Genomic DNA, 23,856 nt, shown 5'->3' with positions numbered 1-23,856 from the left:
GATCGGCCTGCGCGAGTTCTACCGACGAGCTCGGAAGGAGTCTCCATGCCCGACACATCGAAAGATCCTGTCGACCACGCACGTACCACTCGCCAGCATGCCGGCGAAGCGATGAAGGCCGGGATCAATGCGCCGGGCATCATCGCGATCGGCCTCGGTTTGGTGTGCGTCTCGATCGGGTTGTTCTCCTTCGCCAACGGAGTCACCGTCGGCGGGGTGATCGGTTCTCTGCTGGCCGTCCTATTGATCGCCGGCGGGCTGACGTGGCTCAATCGCGCGCACCACAAGGTGCAAAAGGAGCAGCGGGAGTGGCACCGCAAGCATCCCGAGGCGCATTACGAGCCGCCCACCAGCTGACGCGCGGCGCGCGCGGCGCTCGATCTGCCATAGGCGCTATCGGCGACTTCACTTGTGTATCCGGGCGTCTGGCCGTCAAGAAGCCAGCTGCGGGGAGGCCCGGCGTGCCGGGCATTTCCGGTCGCTAAGGGTCGCGGATGTGAAGTGTCGGGGGCGAATCCTGGTCGGATGGTGCGCTCGGGCTGGGGCCATACTTTGGAAGCCGGCGCACGACCGGCTGTGGTCTCGCCGATAGGATCGGCGGCGGCAGCGCCCCCATAGCCCAATTGGCAGAGGCAGCGGACTTAAAATCCGCACAGTGTCGGTTCGAGTCCGACTGGGGGCACCGAGAAAACAGCAGCTAGGACCAATTGCGGCTCGAACGTTCGCGCGGTCACTGTCGTTGGCGGCTTCCCGCGTCAGCACCGCGTCAGCGAGGAACTTCGACCTGTACCTAGACTCCGAGAATGCGCGTGCCTCGCCGAGTCGCAGAGTTCAACAAGCGAGTCACCAATCCGGCGGCTCGAACGATCACACCGTGGCTTCCGAACCTCGGGACGCTCGAGCACGTCGGGCGGAAGTCGGGTAGGCGATATCGAACGCCCCTTCTGGTCTTCCAGACCCGTGATGGCTACGCCATCCTTGTCGGCTACGGCCTGCAGACGGACTGGTTGAAGAACGCCCTGGCGGGCGGACAGACGGTGCTGCACAAGCGTGGGCGGGCTATCGCGCTGGTCAACCCTCGGGTGGTGAGCAAGGCCGAGGCCGAGGCCCTCGTCGTACCGCGTTCTCGCCTGCTCTACCGAGGCTTTCCCTACAACGAGGCGGCCGTGCTGCTGACGAAAGTGGGCTCGGCGGGCTGACCTCGGTACCGCACCGGGCAGAGCGCCGAGGAAGCGGCTCAAAACTGCCAAGTTTCGGTTCGAGTCCGACTGGGGGCACCGCCGGTCGCATGAATGGTCGGCAGTGCGGTACGCAACCCCGAGCTGATCCTCGATAGTGACCAGCGTGGCGCAGAGTTGGGTGTGGGCCGTGGCGCGATCGATGGGTTTCGCCGCGTGAACCGCCTCCGTGCTGGTCGACCGCTACCGAATGCCCACACCTGCCGACTACGGGCGAACGCCAACAACCACGATGTGGCACAGATCTGCGCTCTTTGATCTGACGGCGCCCGAGTGCTGGCAAAGAATGCTTTGTGGGGCTGAGTGTTTCGTCCGGAAGCACCCCCGTCTGAGATGTGCGTTCCGCCTCGGGTGGTGCGGTTACGGGTTCACCATCGGTGTATCCGATCTTGATTATCGAGATGGATTCCGTGAAGGAGACGGCAATGAAGTACGTAGTGTCGATGGACTTTCGACTGAACGGATCGGCTGAGGAGAACGAAGCCGCTGCCAGTCGGATTCTGGATCTTTACTCGAAATGGAGCCCGCCGGCGAGTGCCACATTTCATCAGTTCGTGGGGCGGCTCGACGGCGGCGGCACATTCGCCGTGATCGAGACCGACAACCCGGCGGACATCGCGAGCACCACAGCCAAGTTCGGCCCCTACGTCGAGTACCGGGTGTACCCGGTGCAAGACATCGCCGACACCGTGGTCTCGGCCCGGGAGGGCCTCGCCTTTCGTGAGTCGGTGAGCTGACCTTCGGCGGCTCGTACAGCCCGAGGGCATGGGCCCTCGGTCCGGTAGACGCCGAGGCGGCGTTCTACGACCTCCGTCGAGGGCACCACATTTGTCGGTGGTCGAATGTATGTTCGAACTATGTCGAAAGGCGAGTTGGCGGTGGCGGTTTCCGCGCTGCGCGCCGCCTTCGACACCGTTGCCGGCTGCGATATCGATCTGCTCGATTGGATCGAGCTCCTGAGTGCACTTGATGAACTGGAAACGCTGTCTTGTCAGTTGCCCTCGGCATCGCAGCGTCTGCTGGCCCGGTTGCGCGCCGAGACGACACCGCAGGCGATGGGCGCCAAAAACTGGAAAGAAGTCCTGGCCGTGCGCTGGCGGATTTCCACCTCGGAGGCCAACCGTCGACTGACCGAAGCTGATCTATTGGCGCCGCGGTCCTCGCTGACCGGCCCACCACTGCCTCCGGTGCTGCATGCCACAGCGGTCGCCCAAAGTCTGGGTCTGATCACCGCCGAGCATGTCGAGGTGATCCGCAAAGCAGTCAATAAACTGCCCGGCTTCGTCGATGCGACCACCCGGGACCAGTTCGAGGTCGATATGGTGCGCACCGCGGTCGGCAACGGTCCCAAAGAGGTCAAGGACTTGGCCGACTTGACCCTGTTCCTGCTGGATCAGGACGGCCCCGAACCCGATGACACCGAACGGAACCGCAAGCGCGCACTGTCGATGGGTAAACAGGGCGCCGACGGCATGACCCATCTTGTCGCCGACATGACCCCGGAGGCGCGGGCTGTGTGGGAGCCGCTGTTGGCCCGCTTTGCAGCCCCGGGAATGTGTAACCCGGCTGATCCCGAGCCGTGCACCTCGGGCACGCCCACCCAAGGGCAGATCGACAGCGATCACCGCAGCCTGGCCCAGCGCCAACACGATGCGATCGTCGCGGTCGGGCGGATCGCGTTGATGAGTGGGGAACTGGGCCAACTCAACGGATTGCCGGTGATGGTGATCATCCGCACCACTCTGCAAGATTTGGAGTCCCGCGCCGGTGTCGGTGTCAGCGGCGGCGGCACCGTCGTCCCGATCGCCGATGTGGTGCGCATGGGCGCCCATGCCCACCACGCGCTGGCGGTCTTCGACAAACCCACCGGGTCAGCGCTGGAGCTGTTCCGCGCCAAACGCATCGCCTCGCCTGCGCAGCGGATCATGCTGATATCCCGTGATGGCGGCTGCACCAAACCCGGCTGCACTGTCGGGGCCTACGGCTCCCAGGTCCACCACGTCGTCACCGACTGGATTGATGGTGGCAACACCAACGTCGATGAGATGGGCCTGGCATGCGGACCCGACAATCGCAGCGTCGACCGTGACGGCGGCTGGGATACCCGTATGAACGAGCGCCACGAGGTCGAGTGGATCCCACCACCGAACCTCGACACCGGCCAAGCCCGTGTCAACAACTACCATCGCCCTGAACGCCTCCTGCGCCCGCAGGATGAATTAGAGGTTCACGGCGGCAACAACTCTGATAGTCCGCCGAGATCCGCGGGTGATGATCGGGTCGACGATGCCGAAACCGGTACTCCGCGGCCGGTCGATGATCCCGGTGAACCGGGAGGGCCCGCGCCTCCCGGCAATCAAGCGGCCTGACAGCCGTAAATCGACGCGGCCCCACCGCACGTGCCCACCGTTCACACTCGTGAATGTGATTGCTGAGGATGGGTATTGGGTGCTGAGCAACCAGTGCTGCGAGGGGATCTCGTCGCCAGTCGGTGAAGTTACCTGCTCAGGAAGTCGCCCCAAAAACTAGGCGCGCCTGCGTGGCCCGGCGTCCAACCCGGTCTCGCAACCAGTTGTCGGCCATGCAGCTGACGAAAGGCGCCGTCTGACCCTGGTCGCCCTCCAGCTTGCCGATCACGGTGAGGACGCCGCGCGGGCAACCGCCCGCGTCCACTACGCCTGCCATGACTGCCGTAGGTGCGGCCGCAGGAACTCCAGGCTCGCCGTGAAGACGCGACCTGATTGTCGGCGCTGCAGACCGCTGGTTGCTTCGGGTCGATCGGGCAGTTGACGTCGTGCGCGAGCCACCCTTCTCGGCGGACCAACCGCCTTCCACCTGGCACAACACCGTTGCGTGAGGTGGATCACATCGGGGTACTCCGTCGGGTCAGGTTCCATCGGCGACGGAGGTCCACATGAGTGCGGAACCAACTCTGAAGAAAGCCCTCAATCAGCGCCAGCTGACGATGATCGCCATCGGCGGCGTCATCGGGGCCGGCCTGTTCGTCGGTTCCGGGGTGGTCATCGGCGACACCGGGCCCGGCGCGTTTCTGACCTACGGCATGGCCGGCGTGCTGATCATCATGGTGATGAGGATGCTGGCGGAGATGGCCGTGGCCAACCCGTCCACCGGCTCGTTCGCCGACTACTCACGCAACGCTCTGGGCCACTGGGCCGGGTTCTCTGTCGGATGGTTGTACTGGTATTTCTGGGTCATCGTCGTCGGTTTCGAGGCGATCGCGGGTGCCAAGATCGTGCAGTACTGGTTTGACGTTCCGCTGTGGTTGTCCGCGTTGATCTTCATGGTGCTGATGACGGCCACCAACCTGTTCTCCGTGGCGTCCTACGGCGAGTTCGAGTTCTGGTTCGCGGGAATCAAGGTCGCGGCGATCATCGCCTTCATCGCACTCGGCGCCGCATTCGTCTTCGGGCTGTGGCCGGGTAAATCTGCGGACTTCTCGAACCTCACCAGTCACGGCGGGTTCATGCCGTTGGGCTTCAGTGTGATCACCGTCGGCATCGTGACTGTGATCTTCTCGATGGTCGGCGCGGAGATCGCGACCATCGCCGCCGCCGAGTCCTCCGATCCGGAGAGGGCCGTCGCCAAAGCCGCCAACTCCGTGATCCTGCGCATCCTGGTGTTCTACGTCGGCGCCGTGCTGCTGCTGGTGACCATCTTGCCGTGGGACGACGAAGGGGTGGCCGCATCGCCGTTCGTCGCCGCCTTCACCGAGATGGGCATCCCGTATGCCGACCACATCATGAACGCGGTCGTGTTGACCGCGGTGCTGAGCTGCCTCAACTCGGGCATGTACACCGCGTCGCGGATGCTCTTCGTGCTCGCCGCCCGCCGTGAGGCGCCGCCGGCTCTGGTCAAGGTCACCCGTCGTGGCGTGCCGGCCAACGCGATCCTGGCGTCGTCGGTCATCGGCTTCCTCTGCGTCATCGCCGCGGCGGTGTCGCCGGACACCATCTTTGCGTTCCTGTTGAACTCCAGCGGCGCGATCATCCTCTTCGTCTACCTCCTGATCTCCATATCTCAAATCGTGCTGCGATACCGCACACCGGATTCCGAACTGCGAGTGAAGATGTGGCTGTTCCCCGTGCTGTCGATCCTCACCGCGCTGGGAATCGTCGCGATCCTGGTGCAGATGTTCATTGACACCGAGCTGCGGTCCCAGCTGGTGCTCAGCCTGTTGTCGTGGGCGGTGGTGCTGCTGCTCTTCGTCGCCAACAAGTGGTTCGTGAAGAAACGGCCGACGCGCGATGATGACAAACCGACCGGCACGCCGCACCGTGTGCTGGTGCTGGCCAATCAGACTGTCGATTCTGACGAACTGCTCGCCGAGCTCAACCAGATCGGGGTCGACAAGGAGACCGAGTATCTGGTGGTGGTCCCCCGCAGCCCGGTCGACACCGGTGCCGCGGCCACACACGGTCCGCGAGATGTCTCGGAAGCCACGGAACAGGCCGCGACCGAGAGGCTCGAAACCACGCTGGCTGCATTGCGGTCCGACAGTGGTTCAGCGGAAGGCGAATTGGGTGACGAACGACCGCTACGGGCTCTGGCGAGCGCGGTCGAGAAGTTCGGCCCGGACCAGATCGTGATCTCGACGCTGCCGCCGGAGTTCTCGGCATGGCAGCGCTTCGACCTCGTGGAACGGGCTCGCGCTCAGTTCACGATTCCGGTGACCCATGTCGTCGCGAAATCCGTTGCGGGCAGGGGGGTGTGACGATGACGATCATCGCGGGCTTCAGCGCCAGCGGGCACGGCCCGGCGCCGCTGCACCTGGCGGCCCAGCTGTCGCGGTGCACCGGAGACCGGATCATCGCGGCGGCCATCGTCGAGCGGCCATGGCCGCGGAAGCCGGATCCTTACGAGAACGAATACCTGAGTTACCTTGCCGAGCAGGCGCAGAAGTCTGTCCAGCAGATGGTCGACCAGCTTCCCGACGATGTCGATGTCTGGCCACTGGTGCACCAGGCGCCCTCTGTGCCCGTGGGATTGACCGACCTGGCGGCGGAGATGCACGCAGACGTCGTCGTCGTCGGATCGTCGTCGTCCGGTTTACTCGGCAGGATCGCGCTCGGCAGCGTGACCGATCGGCTCGTGCACACCGCGGCGGTTCCGGTGGCCATTGCGCCGCGCGGTTATCCGGCGCAGAGCGGCAAGATCGAGCGGTTGACGGTTGCCTACGGTGGACACGCGGACGCGGTCGGGCTTGTCGCCACGTGTGCCGAACTGGCGCAACGATGGTCGGCGCGACTGCGCATCGCGTCGTTCACCGTGCGGCCCGTGGCCATGTTCAGCGGCGCCATCGAACCGGAGAACGAAGACCTCGTGGTCAAGCAGTGGGCGCAGCGCACACAGGACGGGATTGCGGCGCAGTTGGAGCAGCTGCGTTCGGGAATCGACACCCTCGATGCCGAGGTGACCATCGGCGAGGGGGCGACGTGGCGCGATGCGGTGGAGGCCATCGAGTGGGCGGAAGGCGACGTCCTGGTCCTGGGGTCCGGCGCGGCCGGACAAGTTGCCCAGGTGTTCCTCGGCTCGGCCGCGGCTAAGATCCTGCGGCATGCTCCGGTCCCGACGATGATCGTGCCGCGCCGACCAACAGCGTGATTCCGGTGCGCAAGTCACGAGCGGCGCCGGCCAGGTAGCAGCCGACGATCTCCACCCGATCTCTACCTTCACTCCAAGTTTGTGAGTGCACCGCTGACGATGCTCGTCGGCATGACAGAACACGCCTGCACAATGCCTTCCGCTGTCCGCGGCGCCGAGGACGCGACGCCTCGGACCTCAGACGACATCGTCGTCATCGCTGTCGCGGAGGTGATGCTGGGCACCGCGGCTGCGTCGTCGGCCGCGCGGCCGCGCAGTGCCCTCCGCCTCTGGTGGGCACGGCGCTGCGACGCCCGGGCTGAGCGACGCCGGACGGCGCGGCGTCGACCGGACTATTTCGAGAACGCGGCCATGGCGCGGGAGATGTACCGCCTGTGATCCTTCCGGCGCTGTTCAGTGGGGGCCGCGCGCGACAAACCGTGGAACAAAAATGACCAGATCTCAAAATCTGTCCAGCGGAGCCCGACGATGCTCTACGGTGAGCCGCGGCCGATATTGACGGCCGTCAAAATTCTAGATTGGGAGACCGATGGCACAACTGTCAGCGTGGATGGGTGCGAGCGTCGTTGCGGCAGGGGTGTCTGCCGCGCTGATCGCCGGAGTCGACACCGCGAGCGCGGATACCGGATCGGACACCTCGGGTTCCGCCAGCGCCAGTACGTCTGACAGCGCCGATCGCGGCCCCCGCCGCGACGATGACACCGCAGGGGAGAACACCAAGACAAGGGGGCCGAGTCATGGCAACGCCTCCGACACCGACGACGCCTCCGACACCGACGACGCCTCCGACGACGCCGGCGACGGCAATCAGGACGACGCGGACGGCACGGACACCGCCACCGACGTCGGCGACGATGCCGAGACCGAGGAGACCGCCGATCCGTCGGGTGCAGACGTCGACGACCCGGACTCGGATACTGCACCCGAGCCCGGCGCCGACAACTCGTCCCCGAATTCGGAGGGCGTCCCAGCCGTCGACCCCGATGTCACCGAGCCGCAAGAGCAGATCGAGGTCACCCCGGTTGCGCCGGGATCCGCGGAGGCCGAGCCTGCCGCCGGCCCAGGCGCAAACACCGACTCCCCGATCATGTCGACCGGCACGGCCACCAAGACGGGAGCAGCTGTCGACACTGCTGCGGCGCAGCAAGTTTCGACGACGGTCACCGCTCCGGCCACACTCGCTGCCGCGCAGCCGCGAACATTCCAAGACATCGTCCAGTCGTTGGTCATGGAGATCATCGGCGCGGCCGTCCGATTCGTCTCCGGGCCGCCGGTGGTGCCGCCCGGCAGCCATGTCACCGTCCGCAGCTCGCGGCTGGAGATCGCCGAGGGCCACACCATCCGCGCCGACTGGTACTACCCGGAGGGCACCGAACTGCCGCAGCGCATCATCTACCTGCAGCACGGCTACCTCGGCATCGGCCCGATGTACAGCTACACCGCGGCCTGGCTGGCCGAACGTACCAACAGCATCGTCGTCGCCCCGACGTTGTCGTCGAATCGCTATGTCCGCGACGGTTTCTGGCTCGGTGACGACCAGGTGTACCGCGCCACCGCCGACCTCTTCCTCGGAGACCGGGACGCGCTGACCGCCAGTGCGGTGGCCGCCGGCTTCGCCAGGAAGTACGGCCGCGACGCCGCGCTGCCGGACAGGTTCACCCTGGTCGGGCACTCCCTGGGTGCCGGAGTCGCCGCGGGAGCAGCGGGGTACTACGCCGACAAGGTCACCGCCAGTGGTGGCACCAATCAGCTGGCCGGGATCGTCCTGCTCGACGGAGCTCCTCCCGGAAATGTGCTTCCTGTGGCACTGGACAAACTCGACGGCCTGGACGCGTACATCCCGGTGTTCGAACTGGGGGCTCCGAAGGACCCCGACCCGCGCCGGGTGGACGCGGCCCTCAACGAGCACCGGCCCGGGCACTTCAACGGGGTGGTCCTCGACGGCGGCCAACACCTGGATTCCATGCAGGGCGGAAGCTGGCTCATTCAGCTCGTCTCGCACCTGTACCAGGGCTTCCCGACGGAGCAGAACCAGGCTGCCGCACAGACGCTCATCGCCGGTTGGGTCAACGACATCTTCGCGGGCCGCATCGATCCGTCGACCGGTGCCTGCGCGGGTGCCGACTGTGACGGCATCTATGGCGAGCCCGGGCAGACCCTGAACCTCGAGACCCCGAAGGGTCCTGCCAGCGGTGTGGTGATCGGCACCGCGGTCGTCCCCACCGTGACCGAGTTCCAGCCGCGGTCGGTCATCTCGCTGGTGTCCCGGCGGTCCCCGGCGGTGCGCCTGCTGATCGAGGGGTGACCCCGGGCCGTCCGAGGGCTTGGCTGCTCACATCGTTGCGGCACGTGTCCGGAAGGTGCCAGACACGTGCCGCATCCCCCGGTCATTGACGCCCGGCGCCGGCCCGGAAACGCCTCCAGTACGGCAGCAGCCGATGCACCGGCACCGGTTTGGGCCAGTCGTCGGCGCGGAAGTACGCATCCGTGCCGCCGTCGACGAATATGACGCTCCCACAGAGGAAGTCCGCGGCGTCGGACAGCATGAACAGTACCCATTCGGCCAGCTGGTCGGCATCGCCGAACGCGCCTGTCGGAACGGGGAAGGACCGCACGAGTTTCGCACGCCTGCCGTCTGAGAGCTGTTCCTGCAGCAGCGGTGTCATGATGGCTCCCGGCGCCAGCGCGTTCAGCCGTATCCCGGCGCCGGCCCACCCGCTGCCGACTGCTTCTCGGCGCACCCAGCGGCTCACGGCGATCTTGGACGCGGCGTAGGCCATCACCGACGCACTGCCCCCGAAGAGCCTGACGGCGCGCACCGCCTTCTCGGCGTCGTGCGCCAGGAAAGCGCGCACGGCACGGGCGGGCACCGCAGGTGTCGTCGTCGTCGAGTTACTGGAGAACACGACCACTTTCGCGCCGTCGGCGGCAGCGAGGAGGGGTTGCCACGCCTCGAGCAGGTCGACGACGCCGAAATAGTTGACCTGCGCGATCAGCCGCGGCCGATCGCGCCCCGGGCCAGGGCCCAGCCCGGCCGCCAGAACGGCGCCGTCGAGGCTGCCCTTCGATGCCCTCCGCACGGCGTCGGCGGCTGCCCGGCGTCCCTGGACGTCGGACAGATCCGCGACGATGTCGGCGTCCTTGACGTCCACACCCACGACGGTGTGACCGTCCCGGCGCAACTTCTCTGCGACGGCTCGACCCATGCCGGAAGCCGATCCGGTCACCGCGTAGATGCCCATGTATTGGTCTCCTCACTGGTGATTCGCGGTGGCGGCATCACGACGCCGGGGCCGACGAGTTCTCCAGAGCGCTCAGTGACCGCTCTGTGAGCTCGACCAGTGATCCGATGTCCGGCATGATGGTGCGACCGGATACGTAGCCGATGGTCACCCGCTGGGCGTAGGAACAGATGGTCACGTTCAGAGCCTGTCCGGCAATCGCCACCGACACCGGGTAGATCTCGTCGAGATGTGCTCCATTCCAGTACATCTCGTGCTCCGGTCCTGGGACGCTGGACAGCGACACGTTGTAGCCTCTCCGAAACCGGGGAGCGAAGGGGAGTGCCGGCAAAAGCACCGTCGGCGCGATGCTCAGCGCAAGAAGGACCAATGTCGCGTCGGCGCCGAGGCTCTTCACCTGGTGTTTGGCCCGGGACATGGCTCGGTGGATGTAGAACAGACGCTCGGCAGGGTCGGCCAGATGGGTACCGAGAGAGCACAATTGAAGGCCGAACAGATTTCCGTGCCTGTCCTCGTCGGCATTTCGACCGCGGCTCCGCACCGTCACGGGGCAGATCGCCACCAGAGACTTCTTCGGCAGTTCCGCGTGCTGCAGAAGCCAATCCCGCAGCGCTCCGGCCACCACGGTGGTCAGCACATCGTTGGCCGTGACCCCGAAGGTCTTCTGCACGGCCCGTATCCGTGCCTTCGGCCAGGAGGCGCCAGTGCACAGGCGGTCGTGTCCGATCCGACCGTTGAAGCGGGTGTAGGGCGCACCGACGGGCGGCACCGCAGTGCCTGTCACCAGGCTGGCTGCCACGTCGGACACCTGGCCGAGCGACACCCGCCCGGCGAGCCCGAGACCGGACACGACACCGGAGAACGCGGCCCGCAGGGCGGACAGCGGGCTGGTCAGCAGTCCGTGCGCCCTGGCGCCCCGCTCGTCGGTGTGCGCCGGTGCGGCAGCATAGATCGGAGGCATCGACCTGCGGTCCGGGTCGGTGCTCAACGCGTCGCCGATCATCTTCAATCCTGCGACGCCGTCGATCACGGTGTGATGGACCTTGATGTACATGGCAAAGCGGCCATCGGCCAGGCCGTCGATGAGGACGGCCAGCCACATGGGTCGCGATCTGCTGAGAGGGTCGGAGTGCAGTTCGCTGATGAGTTCCCACAGCGCCTCCTAATCGGCACCGGCGGGCAGTGTGCGGCGCAGGATATGTCGGCTCATGTCGATGGTCTCGTCGGTCTGCCACACCCAGATGCCGCCCGTGTCCACACCGGCGTGCGGATGTCGGCGAAAGCGCGGGTCCAGTGCGCCGTGGTGGCTCAGCGCATCGCGGTACAGGCCGTCCACGTACCCGGGCCCGGCACCCGGCGGTGCAGACATGATCAGGAGGGCGGCAGCATGCAGCGGATCAGACAGCAGATCCGCCGTGATCATCGCCGCATCCAGTGGTTCCAGCGGGTCCATCGCCAGACCCCCCAACACTTCGAACCGATCGGTACAGCGACAGCGTGACCCTCGTCGGCGAAGTCTCACAAGTGTCCACCGACCGCCGCGAGCAGGACCTAAGTCCCTATGCTCGGCCACCGCAGCGGAACTAGCGTCGCCCACCATGGCAGCCACTGGCAGCGACGATGGTGCGCTGGCGGTTCCACCTCCGTCCGCGAACCGCGGACCCGGTGCGCTCGACTACGTCGTCCGGCCCCTCCGACGCGCGGGTGGTTTCTACGCGCGATCCTGGCGGGACTATCTCGACGCCGAACGGGCCGAACTTCCGCTGGCGCGGCCCACCCTCGCGCTGGCGGTGCAGGCACTGCGTGACGAGATCGTGCTCACCGGCTTCCGACTGATTCGCCCCCTCAGCGACACGCAGGTGTTCCAACGGATCAGTCAGGAAGTGCAACAAGCCATCGAGTTCTACGGAGCGCGTGGATATCTGGACACACCGGAGCAGTTCTTCGCGGCGCCGCCACCGTTGACCGATGTGACGGTCCGGCCGGTGAAGGTGCGCGGGCGCTCGTTCGAGCGTCTGGTCTTCGACAGCGGCTACGAGCCCGCGGTGGGAGAACCTGGCCGCGATCGATGGATGGGGTACGCCGCCAACCGCCGCGAATATGCTCTGCTCCTGCGCCACCGGAGCCCGAGGCCGTGGTTGGTGTGCGTGCACGGCGCACTCATGGGACGGGGTTTTCTGGACCTCACGCTGGTCCGCGCGTGGCATCTTCACGAGGATCTCGGTCTCAATGTCGTCCTTCCGGTTCTCCCGTTGCACGGGCCGCGAGGGGCCGGCCTGCCCAAGGGAGCCGCGTTTCCCGGCGAGGACGTGCTCGACAACGTCCATGCCGCCGCGCAGGCGGTGTGGGATGTGCGGCGACTGCTGTCGTGGATTCGGCTGCAGCAGAACGATGCTCGGATCGGGTTGAACAGCATCTCTCTCGGTGGCTACGTGTCGTCGTTGGTGGCCAGTGTCGAGGACGGTCTCACCGTCGCAATCCTGGGCGTGCCGGTCGCCGATCTGACCGGCCTGCTGAGCCGCCACGCAGGTATCGGCCGCAGCGATCCGCGCCGCGAAACGGTGACGTTGGCCGAACCGCTCGGGCGGATGGTGTCGCCATTGTCGCTCAGTCCTCGGGTGCCCGACAGGGGCCGCTTCATCTATGCAGGGGTGGCCGATCAACTCGTGCACCCCCGCGAACAGGTCGTGCGTCTCTGGGAACACTGGGGGCGACCCGAGATCGTCTGGTACCAGGGTGGCCACACCGGGTTCTTCGAGTCCCGGCCCGTGCAGCGGTTCGTCGACTCTGCGCTCGTCCAGTCGGGGCTCATCGACGCGTAAAGCGGGTCGCGGCGACGCGGGAGGGCGCGCGATTTCCGCGGGCCGGCACGGCGCGGTTCGTATCTTCAGCCAAGTGGTGGGCGATGGCGCGTCGGAGTGTGAGCGAAGCGCTTGTTGCCATGAAGTGGGGACCTTCGTCCATAGTCCAGTCCACGCGCGCGCCATACCTTTGGTGTCGCGAAGCCATCTACACACAGAAAGGAACGACCATGACAGAAGTATCTGAGAAGCAGACGGAAACAACGTCTTCGGCGGCCCTGCTCGACGAGGTGCGCGAATCGGCGACCATGGGCCAGCATGCCGCGGCAGAGGCGGTCCGGACTTTCCGGCGCACGGTCAACGACGCGTTGCCAGAGGCGATGCAGCCACTGCGCACCAAGCTGGTGGACGCCGCGATCGAGTTGGCGGAAAAGCTCGTCGCAGCGCAGTACCAATTCAATCGCAACCTGATTCGAACAGCGGACCGCGCGCTGAGTACATCCGACGAAGAAGACAAGTGATCGACAGCCGATGACCGGTGTGGGCAGCCCGTTCGGGCCGCACCTACCCGTCACGGTCGTCGCCAGGTTGCATCGCACGCTCGCCGCCACAATCACGGGCGGGTCATCCTGCACTCTCAGCCCACGTCATGCGCAGCGGTTGCGCACCCGGCGTCCGTGCCTCGGCGCGCCAGGCTCCATGATCGCCCGTCGTCGGGGATGATACGAAAGTGGCTTCTGATGCAGATGTGATCAATGGGAATGAAGCAGCGCAGTCGCCGGGCCAGCAGCCGACGGCGCCGGCCCCGCAGGCCGAGCCCACCGTCGCGCCGGTGCCCACGACACCGCGGCAGTCGTGGACGATGCCGAAATCCCCGATCACCCGTGAGCACGTCGACACAGTGGGGCGAGCTGCGACCAAGGCCGTCATCGGCGTCGCCAAGGCCATCGCAGCGGTCGCGCGGTACGGCGGGGGAGTCGTCAGGCAGATCTGGCGCGCGATCGATCAGGTTCCCCCGGCGCTCCAAGCACTCTCCCTCTGCGGCGTGCTGATGCTCCTGGGCGTTGTCGGGTCGATCGCCCTGTCGGGCACCGCCGGTCTGCTGTGCGCCATCGTGGTGGTACCTGTGTGCTCGATCGCCGTCGGAGCACTCGGGCACCGCTGGTTCGGCCGACACGACGCGGAACAGGCGGACGACCGGGGCCACGCCGCGGCGGAAACCTCGGAGCTTGAGCGGTCGGTCGCCTACGTCGACAAGAAGCTCACGTTGGCGCTCAACTCCTTCGGCTCAGAACGGCACCAACAGGCAGTCATCGCCCTCTTCCAGGCCAAGACCGCTGTCGAACTCGCACTGGGCACCGAGCAGGACACCGCCAGCCACATCGACGAGCCCGTCTCGGTAGACGACTACGGGCTGCGGCCCCGCATTCAGGCCGGCCCGGCATCGAGATCTACTCTGCCGGAGAGCAACTCGCTGGCGGCGTCATGACCGAGCGGGCGGTGACGGGACAGGTCGCGCTCATCGAAGACGACTACACGCTGGTGATCAACCGGGGTGCAGAAGCCGGGGTGGTATCCGGCATGATCTTCGCGGTGCACTCCGGTGCCGTGCGAGTGGTCACCGATCCGGAGTCAGGCAGAGAGCTCGGCAGACTCCGCCGGGAGAAGCTGCGCGTGCGGGTGTTCGACGTCCAGCCGCTGTTCGCCCGAGCGCACACCTTCGTCCAGACCAACGACTTCCACGGCCTGCTCCAGCTCCCATTCGTCGCCCAGCAGCAGGAGGACGTCGTCACCGTCGATGTGGGCGACGCGGTCGAACTCGTCGGCGCCGAACAACCCTCGGCACAGGCCATCTGGTCGAACGGCTGACTCCGAAAACCAGACACACGATCTGGCGTACCGGCGAGTGCCCTTTCTGAGCATTAGCATCTGCACGGTGTCCGATCGACGCCCGCTCCGTACGCGGCTCCGCATCACCTCCAGCCTCGCCATCGTCGGGCTGATCTATGTCGCCTCGCTCGTCGGATACTGGTGGGTCAGTAGCTCGTACGCTTCACTGGAGCCGTTCGATCCGACTCCGGCGGACCAGCCCGTCGTGTCGATCGACATGGGAACGGTGCACACCGCAACCAATGAACTCGAGGTCTCGGTCCTGCTCATCGCGCCGGAGCGATACATCGACCCCGAACTGGGGGTGCTCACCACCGATATCGCCGTCCGCATCTACCCGTGGGTCGATCTGGGTGAGCTGAAGTTCCCCAAGGGCCAGACCCCGGCCAGCATCGACGCGACTGTCGAGGCCGACGGGGACGCGGACTACTGGCCGTTCGACACGTACAACACCAAGCCGCTGACCGCCGACGCGCTCATCGGTTCGGGCGACAGCCGCACACTGGAGCCGGCCGACATCCGGGTCAGCGGCGGCATCGAGGGCTGGAACGTCCACATCCAGACCACCGACTCGGATCCACCGGCGTCGATCATTGAGCTCAGCCGCCACCGCGGCACGTTGGCCTTCGACCTGGGCATCTGCCTCGTACTCATCGCGCTACCTGCGATGGCCATGCTGGTGGCGATCGAAACCCTGCGAGGCAGAAGGCAATTCCTGCCGCCGCTGTGTACGTGGTTCGCCGCCATGCTGTTCGCGGTCGTCCCGCTGCGCAATATCCTGCCGGGTGCACCGCCGCCCGGGGCGTGGATCGATCAGGCGATCGTGCTGTGGGTCCTGATCGCGCTGGTATCGGCGATGGGTCTGTACATCATGTCCTGGTACAAGTACTACAAGCAGTAGGCAGGCGGCCCGTGAGCGCACTGCCCTCCGTCCGGGCCGCAACGGTCGATGACGTCGCCGACATAGGCGCCATCGTCGACGCCGCCTACGCCCGCTACCTGCCGCGCATCGGCCGGCGCCCCGCTCCGATGACAGTCGACTACCACCAGGTGGTCGCGCACACGGACCACGCCCACGTGCTGGTCGACGAGCACGTCCTGGTCGGGGTGCTGATCGTCGTCGCCCATGCCGACCACCTCCTGATCGAGAATGTGGCGGTGGCCCCTGACGCCCAGGGACGCGGATACGGAAGGACCCTGCTGGCCCACGCCGAACACATCGCACGCACACGCGGCCTGGCCCAGATGCGCCTCTACACCAACGCGGCGATGACCGAGAACCTCACCTTCTATCGCCTCATCGGTTACCAGGAGGTCGACCGGCGCTCCGAGGACGGGTTCGAGCGGGTCTACTTCCACAAGCAACTGGGCTGATCGTCACTATCGTGGGTGGGATGAGCTCCGAGACGCCTCCCGATCGCACCGGTGCCGCGACCACCGTGACCCACGAACCCGGACGGTTCCTCATCGAGGTCGAGGGCCGCACCGTCGGACTCGCCGACTACCACGACGGCGACGGCCGCCGAGTGTTCCCGCATACCGAGGTCTCGCCGCAGTACCAGGGACGCGGCCTGGCAACGATTCTGGTGGCCGAAGCGCTGCGGGCCACGCGGGCCGAAGGACTGCGTATCGTGCCGACCTGCTGGATGGTTGCCGAGTACATCGACAAGAACCCTGAGTACGCCGACATCACCGACCGCAGGTAGCGGTCAGCCGAAGTGGGTCTTGGGCCGCGCCAGCGGGACGCCGTCGACGGTGATGTCGACCTTCTCGTTGTAGAACGCCACCAGATTGGCGATCGGTGCGACGGCGAGCAGTGGCGCCTCATAGCTCCACGCGAGGTCCGCATGGACCGCGTCGCCGAGACGCACGGACCAGTAGCCCGACGTCACCCCCTTGTACGGGCAGAGGGTCTGCGTGTCTGACCGCTCCATGTGGTCGAAGGCGACGTCGGTTCGGTCGATGTAATACCTTGTCGGCAAACCGGTTTCGAACAACAGGACGGGACTGACGGTGTCGGCGAGCGTCACGCCGCCGAGTGCGACGGTGACGTGCTGATGAGAGCGCAGCGCGTCGACGCGGGTATACGGGTTGCGCGGATGCCCGAAGATCGGCTCGTCCTCCTCGAACCAGTCCACCGCGTCCCACTCGAACCTGACCAACCCGGCGACCGCGCTGTCCCCGGCGTCGAACACCCGTGCAGCCGCCGCAACCGTTCCGGAATCGGTGACCAGCGAGAAGATGCGGGTCGGACCGAACTGCACTCGTTGCGGGTGCTCGTCGTCGCTCAGCACGCCCGGCGTCACATCGGAGAGCGGGATGTAGTACTGCGGGTAGTACGGCACCTCCCACACGTATCTGGCCGCAGTGGTGTCGAAAACCAGATGTCGGCCGATGAAGCCCCGGACCCGCCGCGGGGAGGGTTCGACGCGACCGCGCTGCGCGGCCATCTGCGGATAGTCATGGGGCGTGCTGCTCACAGTCGGGACTCCTTGCTCGCGAACGCGTCCGGCGTTGTCAGCGACTGTAGGTGGGACCAAGGCAAAGCCTGACACGGCTTCACAGTTGCGCAGGTCACAGCAGGGGCGCCCTCACAGCGGCGTGCCGTCCCTGTGAGCAGGAGGCAACACACGCGCATCGACCTTGTTGCCAATCGGCAATACGCAACGGGAACTCTGCGGGAGGTCGCCCACACTCGGAAGGTTCACTCATGTCCTACGTCAGTCCTCGCGACTTTGTCGGCAAGATGATCGACGCCGGCGAAGCGAAAGCCCTCATGTCCACCCGGGACACCCTGATCCGCGCCTTCATGGCGGGTGCCATCCTGGCGCTCGCCGCGGCGTTCGCGGTGACGATCACGGTGCAGACCGGAAACGCGCTCTTGGGCGCGGTGCTGTTTCCCGTCGGCTTCTGCCTGCTCTATCTTCTCGGCTTCGATCTGTTGACCGGGGTGTTCACGTTGGTCCCGCTGGCCCTGCTCGACAAACGCCGGGGCGTCACCGTCCGTTCGATGATGCGCAACTGGGGGCTGGTCTTCGTCGGCAATTTCGCCGGCGCGATCGTGGTCGCGCTGATGATGGCGGTGGTGTTCACCTTCGGCTTCAGCGTCGATCCCAACGAGGTCGGACAGCGGCTCGGCGAGATCGGACACAGCCGCACCGTGGGTTACGCCGAACACGGAGCTGCGGGCATGCTGACGCTGTTCATCCGCGGAGTGCTGTGCAACTGGATGGTCTCCACCGGCGTGGTCGCCGCGATGATGTCGACAAGCGTGTCGGGCAAGGTGATCGCGATGTGGATGCCGATCATGTTGTTCTTCTACATGGGTTTCGAGCATTCGATCGTGAATATGTTCCTGTTCCCCTCCGGCCTGATGCTCGGCGGTGACTTCTCGATCGCCGATTACCTTCTCTGGAACGAGATCCCGACGGTTGTCGGAAACCTCGTCGGCGGTCTGGCGTTCGTCGGCGTCACGCTGTTCGCCACCCACGCCCGTACCGGCGACACCAGGTTCATCGCGGAGCCCTCCGGCGAGCGCGCCGACGAGCGCGCACTGGCGACGAACGGGAGCGCGCGATGACACCGATCATGGCGAAAAGCCAAGCAGCCGAACTCGTTGTCGCCGCGAAGATCCGGAAGAAGCTCACGTGGTCGGCGATCGCGGAGGAGATCGAGGCCCCCGTCGTGTGGTGTGTGGCCGCGTTGCTCGGCCAGCACCCGATGTCGGCGGGGCAGGCCGACCGGGTCTGCGCCCTGCTCGATCTCGACGGCGCGGTTGCAGAGAGCCTGCAACTACAGCCTTCTCGGGGGATCGAGCCTGCATTGACCTCCGATCCCACGATCTACCGATTTCACGAGGCGCTCGCGGTGTACGGGCCCGCGCTCAAGGAACTGATCCACGAAGAGTTCGGCGACGGCATCATGAGTGCCATCAACTTCAAGGTCGACATCGCCCGACGTGCGGATCCCGACGGAGACCGGGTGGTGGTCACGTTCGACGGGAAGTTCCTCGACTACCGATGGTGACCCGCTCGCACTGACCCGGCGGTGTGCGGTTCCAGCAACGTGATGGCAGATCGAGGTCCGTCATTCGGCGCGGCGATCGGCGGCCGCGGTGCCGCAGCACGGAGATTGTCCGGACCGATCTTGATTTTTGGTCCTTGCACTGGGCTTTTCTTCGATACCCTTAGCTCGCTTTTCCGAGCACGTGGCCTTCGAGGGAGCCGACCATGACACAACCGCCGCCGGGAAACTATCCGCCTCCGCCGCCTCCGGGCGGCGGAGGATATCCTCCGCAGCAACCGCAGGGGCCGCAGCCGAGCTCGAATCTGGTGCTCGGCATCCTGACGACGATCTTCTGCTGTCTGCCCTTCGGCATCGTGTCGATCGTCAAAGCGAGCCAGGTCAACGGGCTGTGGGCGCAGGGGCGCGTCGCCGAGGCGCAGGCATCCTCGGCCGCCGCGAAGAAGTGGGCGATCTGGAGCGTCGTCGCCGCCGTCGCGGTCTGGATCATCTACGCCATCCTCTTCGCCCTCGGCGCCGTCAGCTTCGACATGGACACGTCGACGAGCTATTGATCGCGTTGCCGCTGCGGCAATGTGCGCCGGCCCGCCTGGGTGGCCCGTTGATGACGGGTGCCCTGGCGGCGGGCGCATGCGCAGTCGTGTGGATTGCAGACCCCACCACCCCGGGTGGTTTTCTTCCAGTCTGCCCCACGAAAGCCCTTCTGGGCATTGACTGTCCCGGGTGCGGCACGCTGCGGGCGATCTACTCGCTCCTGCATGGAGATGTGCTGTCCGCGCTCCACTTCAACGCCTTGGCAGTGGTGGCGTTGGGGTTCGTGATCGTGGCCTACGTGCTGTGGACCTACGGACGCGTCGTCGATCGCACGATCGTCTCGTGGCAGCACCACCGCTGGGCGGCGCCGGTGACACTTGCCGTCGTCCTACTGTGGTTTGTGTTGCGAATTCTGCCTTTTGCGCCGTTCACCGCCCTGCGGGTTTGAGACCGTTCGCAATCGTCCTCGGGCGCAGGATGTTTCGGTGAGTTCAGCGCGGCGGTGCCGCGACGGCTAGGGGCAATACGACTGGGTGGCGGCCCCCACGAAAAATCCGCTCTGCTCGGCGCTCCAGCCGGCGGGCCCCATGATCTCGACTGCAATCTGTGCGGGGTCCTGACCGGCGGCGGCGTACTCGCAGACCGCCCCCGCCAGCTGGATGGCATTGTCGGCGGTGGAGAACGGGATGCCCTCGCTCTGCAGCGCCGAGATGAAGATGTCGTCCGTCTCGTCCGCGAATGCCGGTGCCGCCAGCGCGGTGGCGAGGCCGGCGGCGGCTATGGCCGCGGTGACGATGAGTGTGCTGCGCATGTGCGCACCTCCCTACTGGTTTGCTGACGGCGTCACGCTACGCCCACGGTCAGAATTCCGTCGTTGATTGTCCGAAATCTGCGTGACGGATCCCGGCAAAACAATCGACGCCTGCCGAAATTGCGCCGAGGGTTATCGCCCACGAAGTGCGCGGCGATGCCGCGCGACGCAGCGAAAGCGGAGTTGCAGCACGCCGCACCCGGTATTGACTGCAACGTCAAGATGGCTGTGTGCTGCAGTTTGGTTTCTACCGGGAGACAGCCGAAAGCGCGTTGTTCGATCGTGTGAGTGGTTGGCGCACCGACGTTCTGGGGGAACCGGTTGCGCATCGCTCACTATCCGTTGAGCGAATACGGACGGAATGTTGTGGACGCGAGCAAACAATTCTCAAACCGTTTGCGTCGGCAAATTCATCCGGCGGAAGGAAGGTTAACGCGGTATTTGCTGCGGCGCGAGGAGAAGTGGAGGCCGCGGAGGTCGTCAGCTCTCGTCGGGAATCTGACGGTAGGTCTGTGACCGTGCAGGGGCATCGGGGTCGTCGTCTGCGTGTTCCAGCTTCTCCTGCAGCTCGCGCTGCTCATCGCTGGCCTTGGTGGCGTCCTCGGGTGTCGACGGCGGGAAGTTGGTGCTCTGTTCCATGGATCCTCCAAGGTCGACGAATGTGCACTGTGGGGGTTGTCCGATTGGTGCGCGATAAAACCCCGTGCACGTGGAGGCGCCGCCGGGGCCTGGTCACCGAGTTGGGTCAACTCCTGGCGAGGCGCCTTCGGGGACCGCTGCGGCGGACGAGAACAGCCACCCGGTGAGCCAGATGGTTCCCGCCACGATCAGCAGTGAGCCCGGGACATGGATGGCGAGGGTGGTCCCCTCGCCCAGGGCTGCCTGCACGAACGAGTAGACGAACACCACGCCGGCGACCACGGCTGCCCACCACCCGCTCTGGCGGCTGTACGCCAGCCCCGCCAGCGCGACCATGAGCCCGCCGCTGACCACGTGGAGCACGATCGCGGCCGCTCCGTGGACTTCTTTGAGCTCGCCCGCCTGAACCAGCGCGCCTGCGGTGCCGAAGAGGCCGACGATGACGAGCACCGTGGCGACGGCGAAGACCCGGGCGGTGATGAGAAAAGGTCGCGACGACGGGCGTGGGTCTGTTGATTCCATGACTGTCCTCTCGCCGTTGCGGCACGACGCCGCAGGTGCTGACTATGACAGTACGCGCGCACCTGTAGGCAGTATCGGTGAAAACCGTTGGCGTGGGCAACAACCGAGTTGCGGGGCGGGGTGGCTGGCCGTCGCGCAAACGGGGAAGGGCGACGGTTCGAAAACCCGCATCCTGGCAGCCGCCTGTGAGGAAGCGGCAACACGGTGTTATCGAAGTGGTTTCGCCACGGAAATGCCCGGTGGGAACACCTCTGGCGTAACTGTTTCCACTGGAAGGTGCCTCCATGACCGATGCCCGACAAGCCGCCGAAGCTCTGTGGACCGGACTGGGTAGGAGGGATTTCATGCGTGCCGTCGCGGCCGTCAGCGCGGGCGCGGGTGTTGCCGGGGTGGCTTCGGCGTGTTCGTCGGGAACGCCCTCGTCGCAGTCGCCGTCCGCGACGTCCTCGAGCTTTTCGATCCTGCAACCGGGCGCCGGCGATCCTGTCGGGGACCACTACGTACAGTCCCTGCCTGACGAAGTGCTGTGGGGTTACGTCCCGACGGTGCACGCGGCGCCGGTCATGCGGATGGCCTCGGGCCAAACGGTGACCTTCGACGCGGTCAGTCACGAAGGCATTCTCGAAGACCAGGGGCGCAACCCCATCGAGTATTTCGGCGGCCAGGGTGTCGCTGAATCCGACATCCTCCAGGACGCGATCGCGATCGCGTCCGACTACAACCGGACCCCGAGAAATTTCGACAAGGACGGGCCCCACATTGTCACCGGCCCGGTGTTCGTCGAGGGTGCCCAGCCCGGTGACGTCCTGAAAATCGATATCCTCCAGGCGATTCCGCGGGTGCCGTACGGGGTGGTGTCGAGCAGGCACGGCAAGGGGGCGCTGGGGCTCACCGCTGACGGGGCGGCACCTGCGGGCATCGCGCTCGCGGAGGTCATGCCGCCGGCCGACACCGACGGCCGGCCGAACGCCGACCCCACCCGCTATGGCAACGTCTCGACCTTCACCGCGGTCGAGGACGGCCACGGGATCATGACCTATGGCAACGCCCAGGTGCGGTTCCCCCTTCAGCCGTTCATGGGAATGATGGGTGTGGCGTTTTCGCAGGACACCGATCCGACGTCGGCGACGGCCAACTCGATCCCGCCCACCGTCGGCGGCGGCAACATCGACATTCGACTCCTCGGCGAGGGCGCCACGTTCTATCTGCCGGTGTTCGCCGAAGGTGCGCTGTTCTACGTCGGCGATCCGCACATGGCTATGGGTGACGGCGAAGTGGCCCTGACGGCGATGGAAGGCTCCCTGCGCGGCACCTACCGGCTCTCGGTGTGCAAGCCGGGATCGGGGGATGCGCCGTCGGTCGCCTACCGCTATCCGTTCGCGGAGACCGCCGAAGCGTGGGTGCCGATCGGGCTGTCCGATCCGGACGGCTCCATCGGCGGGCAGGGCAGCGATCTGGACATCGCGATGAGGCGTGCTGTCGTCAACGCGCTGGATTTCCTGGAGACCGACCGCGGTATGGACCGTGCAACGGCGTACGCCTACCTGTCGGCCGCCGCGAACTTCTCGGTGTCACAGGTGGTCGACCGCACGGTCGGTGTGCACGGCCAGGTCTACAAGTCGCACTTCCCGCAGGCCTGATCCACCGCCGCTTCCAGGACGTCGGTCGCCGCCACTGGCCGGATGGCGATGCCGGTGACGACGCCCGCATGGGTGTCGACGTCGACGACGGCCAGGGCATGTCCTCCGGGCGCGATGACGCGGGCGGTGCGCCCGTTGACGCGCATCGGTTCGCTGGACCGGATGCGGTCGACGAAGTTCCGGGTCTCCTCGGCGACGGCGGCGGCGCCGGACACCCGGGTCGGGGTGCCGGCGGGAACCAGGGTGTCGTCGACCACCCGCACGCAGTCGGGTGCCATCAACTCGACCATGCGCGCGATGTCGCCGCCCGCGGCGGCGTCCATGAAGGCCGAGACGACCTTCTGGTGCTGCGCGTCGTCGCCGGGCGCCACCGCAGTCTGGTCGGGTCGCACGCGGCCGCGTGCCCGGCTCGCGTGCTTCTTGGCGTTGGCGGGCGTTGTACCCAGGATCGCGGCGATGTGATCGAACGGCACCGCGAACAGGTCGTGCAGCACGAAGGCAACACGTTGCGGTGCCGTCAACCGGTCGAGGAGCACCATCAGTGCACGTGAGACGTCCTCGCGGACCAGGATCTCCTCGTCGGCCGCCAGTTCGACATCAGGCACCGACTCGGCCCGTCGGGCCAGGATGTCGCGGCGCCTACGGTCACGCAACTGGTCCAGACACACCCGGGTGACGACGGTGGTCAGCCACGCCGGCGCATTGTCGACCCCGCGGTCGGACGCCGCCTGGACGTGCAGCCACGCCGTCTGCACCGCGTCCTCGGCGTCGTGCACCGATCCCAGGATCCGGTGGGCGATGGAGATCAGGCGGCCGCGTTCGGCCACGAAGTCATTCAGCGTCATTCGGCAGCACCGGCTGTCACCTTTCACGCGTTCTGATCGTCAGGAGTGA

General features: G+C 66.2%; 26 protein-coding genes, 1 tRNA gene and 1 pseudogene. 21 read left to right on the top strand and 7 right to left on the bottom strand.

The annotated features are described in order from the left end of the window. Positions 1 to 45: 45 nt before the first annotated feature. From EL337_RS22220 to EL337_RS22180, 9 genes are all read left to right on the top strand, one after another. Positions 46 to 357 carry a hypothetical protein gene (locus tag EL337_RS22220; RefSeq protein ID WP_048632905.1) on the top strand — a complete coding sequence of 104 codons (312 nt, stop codon included), beginning with the start codon at positions 46 to 48 and terminating at the stop codon, positions 355 to 357. Positions 358 to 608: 251 nt separating this feature from the next. Further along, positions 609 to 682: transfer RNA gene (locus EL337_RS22215), tRNA-Leu, on the top strand. Positions 683 to 803: 121 nt separating this feature from the next. Continuing rightward, the gene (locus tag EL337_RS22210) at positions 804 to 1,199 is read left to right on the top strand and encodes a nitroreductase family deazaflavin-dependent oxidoreductase (RefSeq protein WP_048632906.1); all 396 of its coding nucleotides are present in this window, start codon (positions 804 to 806) and stop codon (positions 1,197 to 1,199) included. Positions 1,200 to 1,663: 464 nt separating this feature from the next. Then, positions 1,664 to 1,975 carry a DUF3303 domain-containing protein gene (locus tag EL337_RS22205; protein ID WP_048632983.1) on the top strand — a complete coding sequence of 104 codons (312 nt, stop codon included), beginning with the start codon at positions 1,664 to 1,666 and terminating at the stop codon, positions 1,973 to 1,975. A 105-nt stretch (positions 1,976 to 2,080) separates the two neighbouring features. Further along, positions 2,081 to 3,607, top strand: a complete 1,527-nt coding sequence (locus EL337_RS22200; RefSeq protein WP_048632907.1) for an HNH endonuclease signature motif containing protein — start codon at positions 2,081 to 2,083, stop codon at positions 3,605 to 3,607. 545 nt (positions 3,608 to 4,152) lie between these two features. Continuing rightward, positions 4,153 to 5,970 carry an amino acid permease gene (locus EL337_RS22195; RefSeq protein WP_048632908.1) on the top strand — a complete coding sequence of 606 codons (1,818 nt, stop codon included), beginning with the start codon at positions 4,153 to 4,155 and terminating at the stop codon, positions 5,968 to 5,970. A gap of 2 nt (positions 5,971 to 5,972) precedes the next feature. Next, a complete protein-coding gene (locus EL337_RS22190; protein WP_048632909.1) occupies positions 5,973 to 6,860 on the top strand; it encodes a universal stress protein in 888 nt (295 codons plus the stop codon). 81 nt (positions 6,861 to 6,941) lie between these two features. Then, the gene (locus EL337_RS22185; protein ID WP_048632910.1) at positions 6,942 to 7,238 is read left to right on the top strand and encodes a hypothetical protein; all 297 of its coding nucleotides are present in this window, start codon (positions 6,942 to 6,944) and stop codon (positions 7,236 to 7,238) included. Positions 7,239 to 7,389: 151 nt separating this feature from the next. After that, positions 7,390 to 9,165: a hypothetical protein gene (locus tag EL337_RS22180; RefSeq protein WP_048632911.1), complete on the top strand. Its 1,776-nt coding sequence runs from the start codon at positions 7,390 to 7,392 to the stop codon at positions 9,163 to 9,165. A gap of 82 nt (positions 9,166 to 9,247) precedes the next feature. Here EL337_RS22180 and EL337_RS22175 read toward each other — a convergent pair whose 3' ends face one another. Together EL337_RS22175 and EL337_RS22170 are read right to left on the bottom strand one after the other, a co-directional pair. Further along, complete coding sequence (locus EL337_RS22175) at positions 9,248 to 10,102, bottom strand: SDR family oxidoreductase (protein ID WP_048632912.1); 855 nt, start codon at positions 10,100 to 10,102, stop codon at positions 9,248 to 9,250. 37 nt (positions 10,103 to 10,139) lie between these two features. Then, positions 10,140 to 11,555, bottom strand: a pseudogene (locus EL337_RS22170) (wax ester/triacylglycerol synthase family O-acyltransferase). A gap of 145 nt (positions 11,556 to 11,700) precedes the next feature. On the opposite strand from EL337_RS22170, the gene EL337_RS22165 reads away from it, so the two are divergent. From EL337_RS22165 to EL337_RS22135, 7 genes are all read left to right on the top strand, one after another. Further along, complete coding sequence (locus EL337_RS22165; RefSeq protein ID WP_048632913.1) at positions 11,701 to 12,924, top strand: alpha/beta hydrolase family protein; 1,224 nt, start codon at positions 11,701 to 11,703, stop codon at positions 12,922 to 12,924. A gap of 209 nt (positions 12,925 to 13,133) precedes the next feature. Next, the gene (locus tag EL337_RS22160; RefSeq protein WP_048632914.1) at positions 13,134 to 13,424 is read left to right on the top strand and encodes a hypothetical protein; all 291 of its coding nucleotides are present in this window, start codon (positions 13,134 to 13,136) and stop codon (positions 13,422 to 13,424) included. A 209-nt stretch (positions 13,425 to 13,633) separates the two neighbouring features. Beyond that, entirely contained in the window at positions 13,634 to 14,392 is a 759-nt protein-coding gene (locus tag EL337_RS22155; RefSeq protein ID WP_048632915.1) for a hypothetical protein, read from the top strand. Further along, positions 14,389 to 14,772, top strand: a complete 384-nt coding sequence (locus tag EL337_RS22150; RefSeq protein ID WP_048632916.1) for a hypothetical protein — start codon at positions 14,389 to 14,391, stop codon at positions 14,770 to 14,772. The genes EL337_RS22155 and EL337_RS22150 overlap by 4 nt, the downstream gene beginning before the upstream one ends. Before the next feature lie 67 nt (positions 14,773 to 14,839). Further along, a complete protein-coding gene (locus tag EL337_RS22145; protein WP_048632917.1) occupies positions 14,840 to 15,694 on the top strand; it encodes a DUF4436 domain-containing protein in 855 nt (284 codons plus the stop codon). Between the two features lie 11 nt (positions 15,695 to 15,705). Further along, complete coding sequence (locus EL337_RS22140; protein WP_232786812.1) at positions 15,706 to 16,167, top strand: GNAT family N-acetyltransferase; 462 nt, start codon at positions 15,706 to 15,708, stop codon at positions 16,165 to 16,167. 20 nt (positions 16,168 to 16,187) lie between these two features. Beyond that, a complete protein-coding gene (locus EL337_RS22135; protein ID WP_048632918.1) occupies positions 16,188 to 16,499 on the top strand; it encodes a GNAT family N-acetyltransferase in 312 nt (103 codons plus the stop codon). Positions 16,500 to 16,502: 3 nt separating this feature from the next. On the opposite strand, the gene EL337_RS22130 is transcribed toward EL337_RS22135, so the two are convergent. Beyond that, complete coding sequence (locus EL337_RS22130; protein ID WP_048632985.1) at positions 16,503 to 17,243, bottom strand: DUF427 domain-containing protein; 741 nt, start codon at positions 17,241 to 17,243, stop codon at positions 16,503 to 16,505. 260 nt (positions 17,244 to 17,503) lie between these two features. On the opposite strand from EL337_RS22130, the gene EL337_RS22125 reads away from it, so the two are divergent. The 4 genes from EL337_RS22125 to EL337_RS22110 all read left to right on the top strand — a co-directional run bounded on the left by EL337_RS22125 (position 17,504) and on the right by EL337_RS22110 (position 19,798). Beyond that, complete coding sequence (locus EL337_RS22125; protein WP_048632919.1) at positions 17,504 to 18,373, top strand: formate/nitrite transporter family protein; 870 nt, start codon at positions 17,504 to 17,506, stop codon at positions 18,371 to 18,373. After that, complete coding sequence (cynS, locus tag EL337_RS22120) at positions 18,370 to 18,819, top strand: cyanase (RefSeq protein ID WP_048632920.1); 450 nt, start codon at positions 18,370 to 18,372, stop codon at positions 18,817 to 18,819. The genes EL337_RS22125 and cynS overlap by 4 nt, the downstream gene beginning before the upstream one ends. A 203-nt stretch (positions 18,820 to 19,022) precedes the next feature. Continuing rightward, a complete protein-coding gene (locus EL337_RS22115; protein ID WP_048632921.1) occupies positions 19,023 to 19,370 on the top strand; it encodes a CD225/dispanin family protein in 348 nt (115 codons plus the stop codon). Between the two features lie 50 nt (positions 19,371 to 19,420). Then, entirely contained in the window at positions 19,421 to 19,798 is a 378-nt protein-coding gene (locus tag EL337_RS22110; RefSeq protein WP_048632986.1) for a DUF2752 domain-containing protein, read from the top strand. A 66-nt stretch (positions 19,799 to 19,864) separates the two neighbouring features. On the opposite strand, the gene EL337_RS22105 is transcribed toward EL337_RS22110, so the two are convergent. From EL337_RS22105 to EL337_RS22100, 3 genes are all read right to left on the bottom strand, one after another. Continuing rightward, positions 19,865 to 20,161, bottom strand: coding sequence for a DUF732 domain-containing protein (locus EL337_RS22105; RefSeq protein WP_048632922.1), 297 nt, complete (start codon positions 20,159 to 20,161; stop codon positions 19,865 to 19,867). 480 nt (positions 20,162 to 20,641) lie between these two features. Beyond that, the gene (locus EL337_RS28790) at positions 20,642 to 20,800 is read right to left on the bottom strand and encodes a hypothetical protein (RefSeq protein ID WP_170216931.1); all 159 of its coding nucleotides are present in this window, start codon (positions 20,798 to 20,800) and stop codon (positions 20,642 to 20,644) included. 93 nt (positions 20,801 to 20,893) lie between these two features. Then, positions 20,894 to 21,322 (bottom strand): hypothetical protein, encoded by a 429-nt coding sequence (locus tag EL337_RS22100; RefSeq protein ID WP_048632923.1) that lies wholly within the window; start codon positions 21,320 to 21,322, stop codon positions 20,894 to 20,896. A gap of 284 nt (positions 21,323 to 21,606) precedes the next feature. On the opposite strand from EL337_RS22100, the gene EL337_RS22095 reads away from it, so the two are divergent. Continuing rightward, complete coding sequence (locus EL337_RS22095) at positions 21,607 to 22,962, top strand: acetamidase/formamidase family protein (protein ID WP_048632924.1); 1,356 nt, start codon at positions 21,607 to 21,609, stop codon at positions 22,960 to 22,962. Here EL337_RS22095 and EL337_RS22090 read toward each other — a convergent pair. Continuing rightward, the gene (locus EL337_RS22090) at positions 22,935 to 23,807 is read right to left on the bottom strand and encodes a sigma-70 family RNA polymerase sigma factor (RefSeq protein ID WP_048632925.1); all 873 of its coding nucleotides are present in this window, start codon (positions 23,805 to 23,807) and stop codon (positions 22,935 to 22,937) included. The genes EL337_RS22095 and EL337_RS22090 overlap by 28 nt on opposite strands. Between the last annotated feature and the right edge of the window lie 49 nt (positions 23,808 to 23,856).

This window comes from Mycolicibacterium aurum (assembly GCF_900637195.1).
Lineage (GTDB): Bacteria > Actinomycetota > Actinomycetes > Mycobacteriales > Mycobacteriaceae > Mycobacterium > Mycobacterium aurum.
The sequence above is the reverse complement of the archived record's forward strand: the minus strand, read 5'-3'. Positions and strand labels throughout refer to the sequence as shown.

Coding starts and splice junctions, on each gene's coding strand:
- EL337_RS22220 (WP_048632905.1), top strand. CDS start 46: ATGCCCGACACATCGAAAGATCCTGTCGACCACGCACGTACCACTCGC.
- EL337_RS22210 (WP_048632906.1), top strand. CDS start 804: ATGCGCGTGCCTCGCCGAGTCGCAGAGTTCAACAAGCGAGTCACCAAT.
- EL337_RS22205 (WP_048632983.1), top strand. CDS start 1,664: ATGAAGTACGTAGTGTCGATGGACTTTCGACTGAACGGATCGGCTGAG.
- EL337_RS22200 (WP_048632907.1), top strand. CDS start 2,081: ATGTATGTTCGAACTATGTCGAAAGGCGAGTTGGCGGTGGCGGTTTCC.
- EL337_RS22195 (WP_048632908.1), top strand. CDS start 4,153: ATGAGTGCGGAACCAACTCTGAAGAAAGCCCTCAATCAGCGCCAGCTG.
- EL337_RS22190 (WP_048632909.1), top strand. CDS start 5,973: ATGACGATCATCGCGGGCTTCAGCGCCAGCGGGCACGGCCCGGCGCCG.
- EL337_RS22180 (WP_048632911.1), top strand. CDS start 7,390: ATGGCACAACTGTCAGCGTGGATGGGTGCGAGCGTCGTTGCGGCAGGG.
- EL337_RS22175 (WP_048632912.1), bottom strand. CDS start 10,102: ATGGGCATCTACGCGGTGACCGGATCGGCTTCCGGCATGGGTCGAGCC.
- EL337_RS22165 (WP_048632913.1), top strand. CDS start 11,701: ATGGCAGCCACTGGCAGCGACGATGGTGCGCTGGCGGTTCCACCTCCG.
- EL337_RS22160 (WP_048632914.1), top strand. CDS start 13,134: ATGACAGAAGTATCTGAGAAGCAGACGGAAACAACGTCTTCGGCGGCC.
- EL337_RS22150 (WP_048632916.1), top strand. CDS start 14,389: ATGACCGAGCGGGCGGTGACGGGACAGGTCGCGCTCATCGAAGACGAC.
- EL337_RS22135 (WP_048632918.1), top strand. CDS start 16,188: ATGAGCTCCGAGACGCCTCCCGATCGCACCGGTGCCGCGACCACCGTG.
- EL337_RS22130 (WP_048632985.1), bottom strand. CDS start 17,243: ATGGCCGCGCAGCGCGGTCGCGTCGAACCCTCCCCGCGGCGGGTCCGG.
- EL337_RS22125 (WP_048632919.1), top strand. CDS start 17,504: ATGTCCTACGTCAGTCCTCGCGACTTTGTCGGCAAGATGATCGACGCC.
- cynS (WP_048632920.1), top strand. CDS start 18,370: ATGACACCGATCATGGCGAAAAGCCAAGCAGCCGAACTCGTTGTCGCC.
- EL337_RS22115 (WP_048632921.1), top strand. CDS start 19,023: ATGACACAACCGCCGCCGGGAAACTATCCGCCTCCGCCGCCTCCGGGC.
- EL337_RS22110 (WP_048632986.1), top strand. CDS start 19,421: ATGACGGGTGCCCTGGCGGCGGGCGCATGCGCAGTCGTGTGGATTGCA.
- EL337_RS22105 (WP_048632922.1), bottom strand. CDS start 20,161: ATGCGCAGCACACTCATCGTCACCGCGGCCATAGCCGCCGCCGGCCTC.
- EL337_RS28790 (WP_170216931.1), bottom strand. CDS start 20,800: ATGGAACAGAGCACCAACTTCCCGCCGTCGACACCCGAGGACGCCACC.
- EL337_RS22100 (WP_048632923.1), bottom strand. CDS start 21,322: ATGGAATCAACAGACCCACGCCCGTCGTCGCGACCTTTTCTCATCACC.
- EL337_RS22095 (WP_048632924.1), top strand. CDS start 21,607: ATGACCGATGCCCGACAAGCCGCCGAAGCTCTGTGGACCGGACTGGGT.
- EL337_RS22090 (WP_048632925.1), bottom strand. CDS start 23,807: ATGACGCTGAATGACTTCGTGGCCGAACGCGGCCGCCTGATCTCCATC.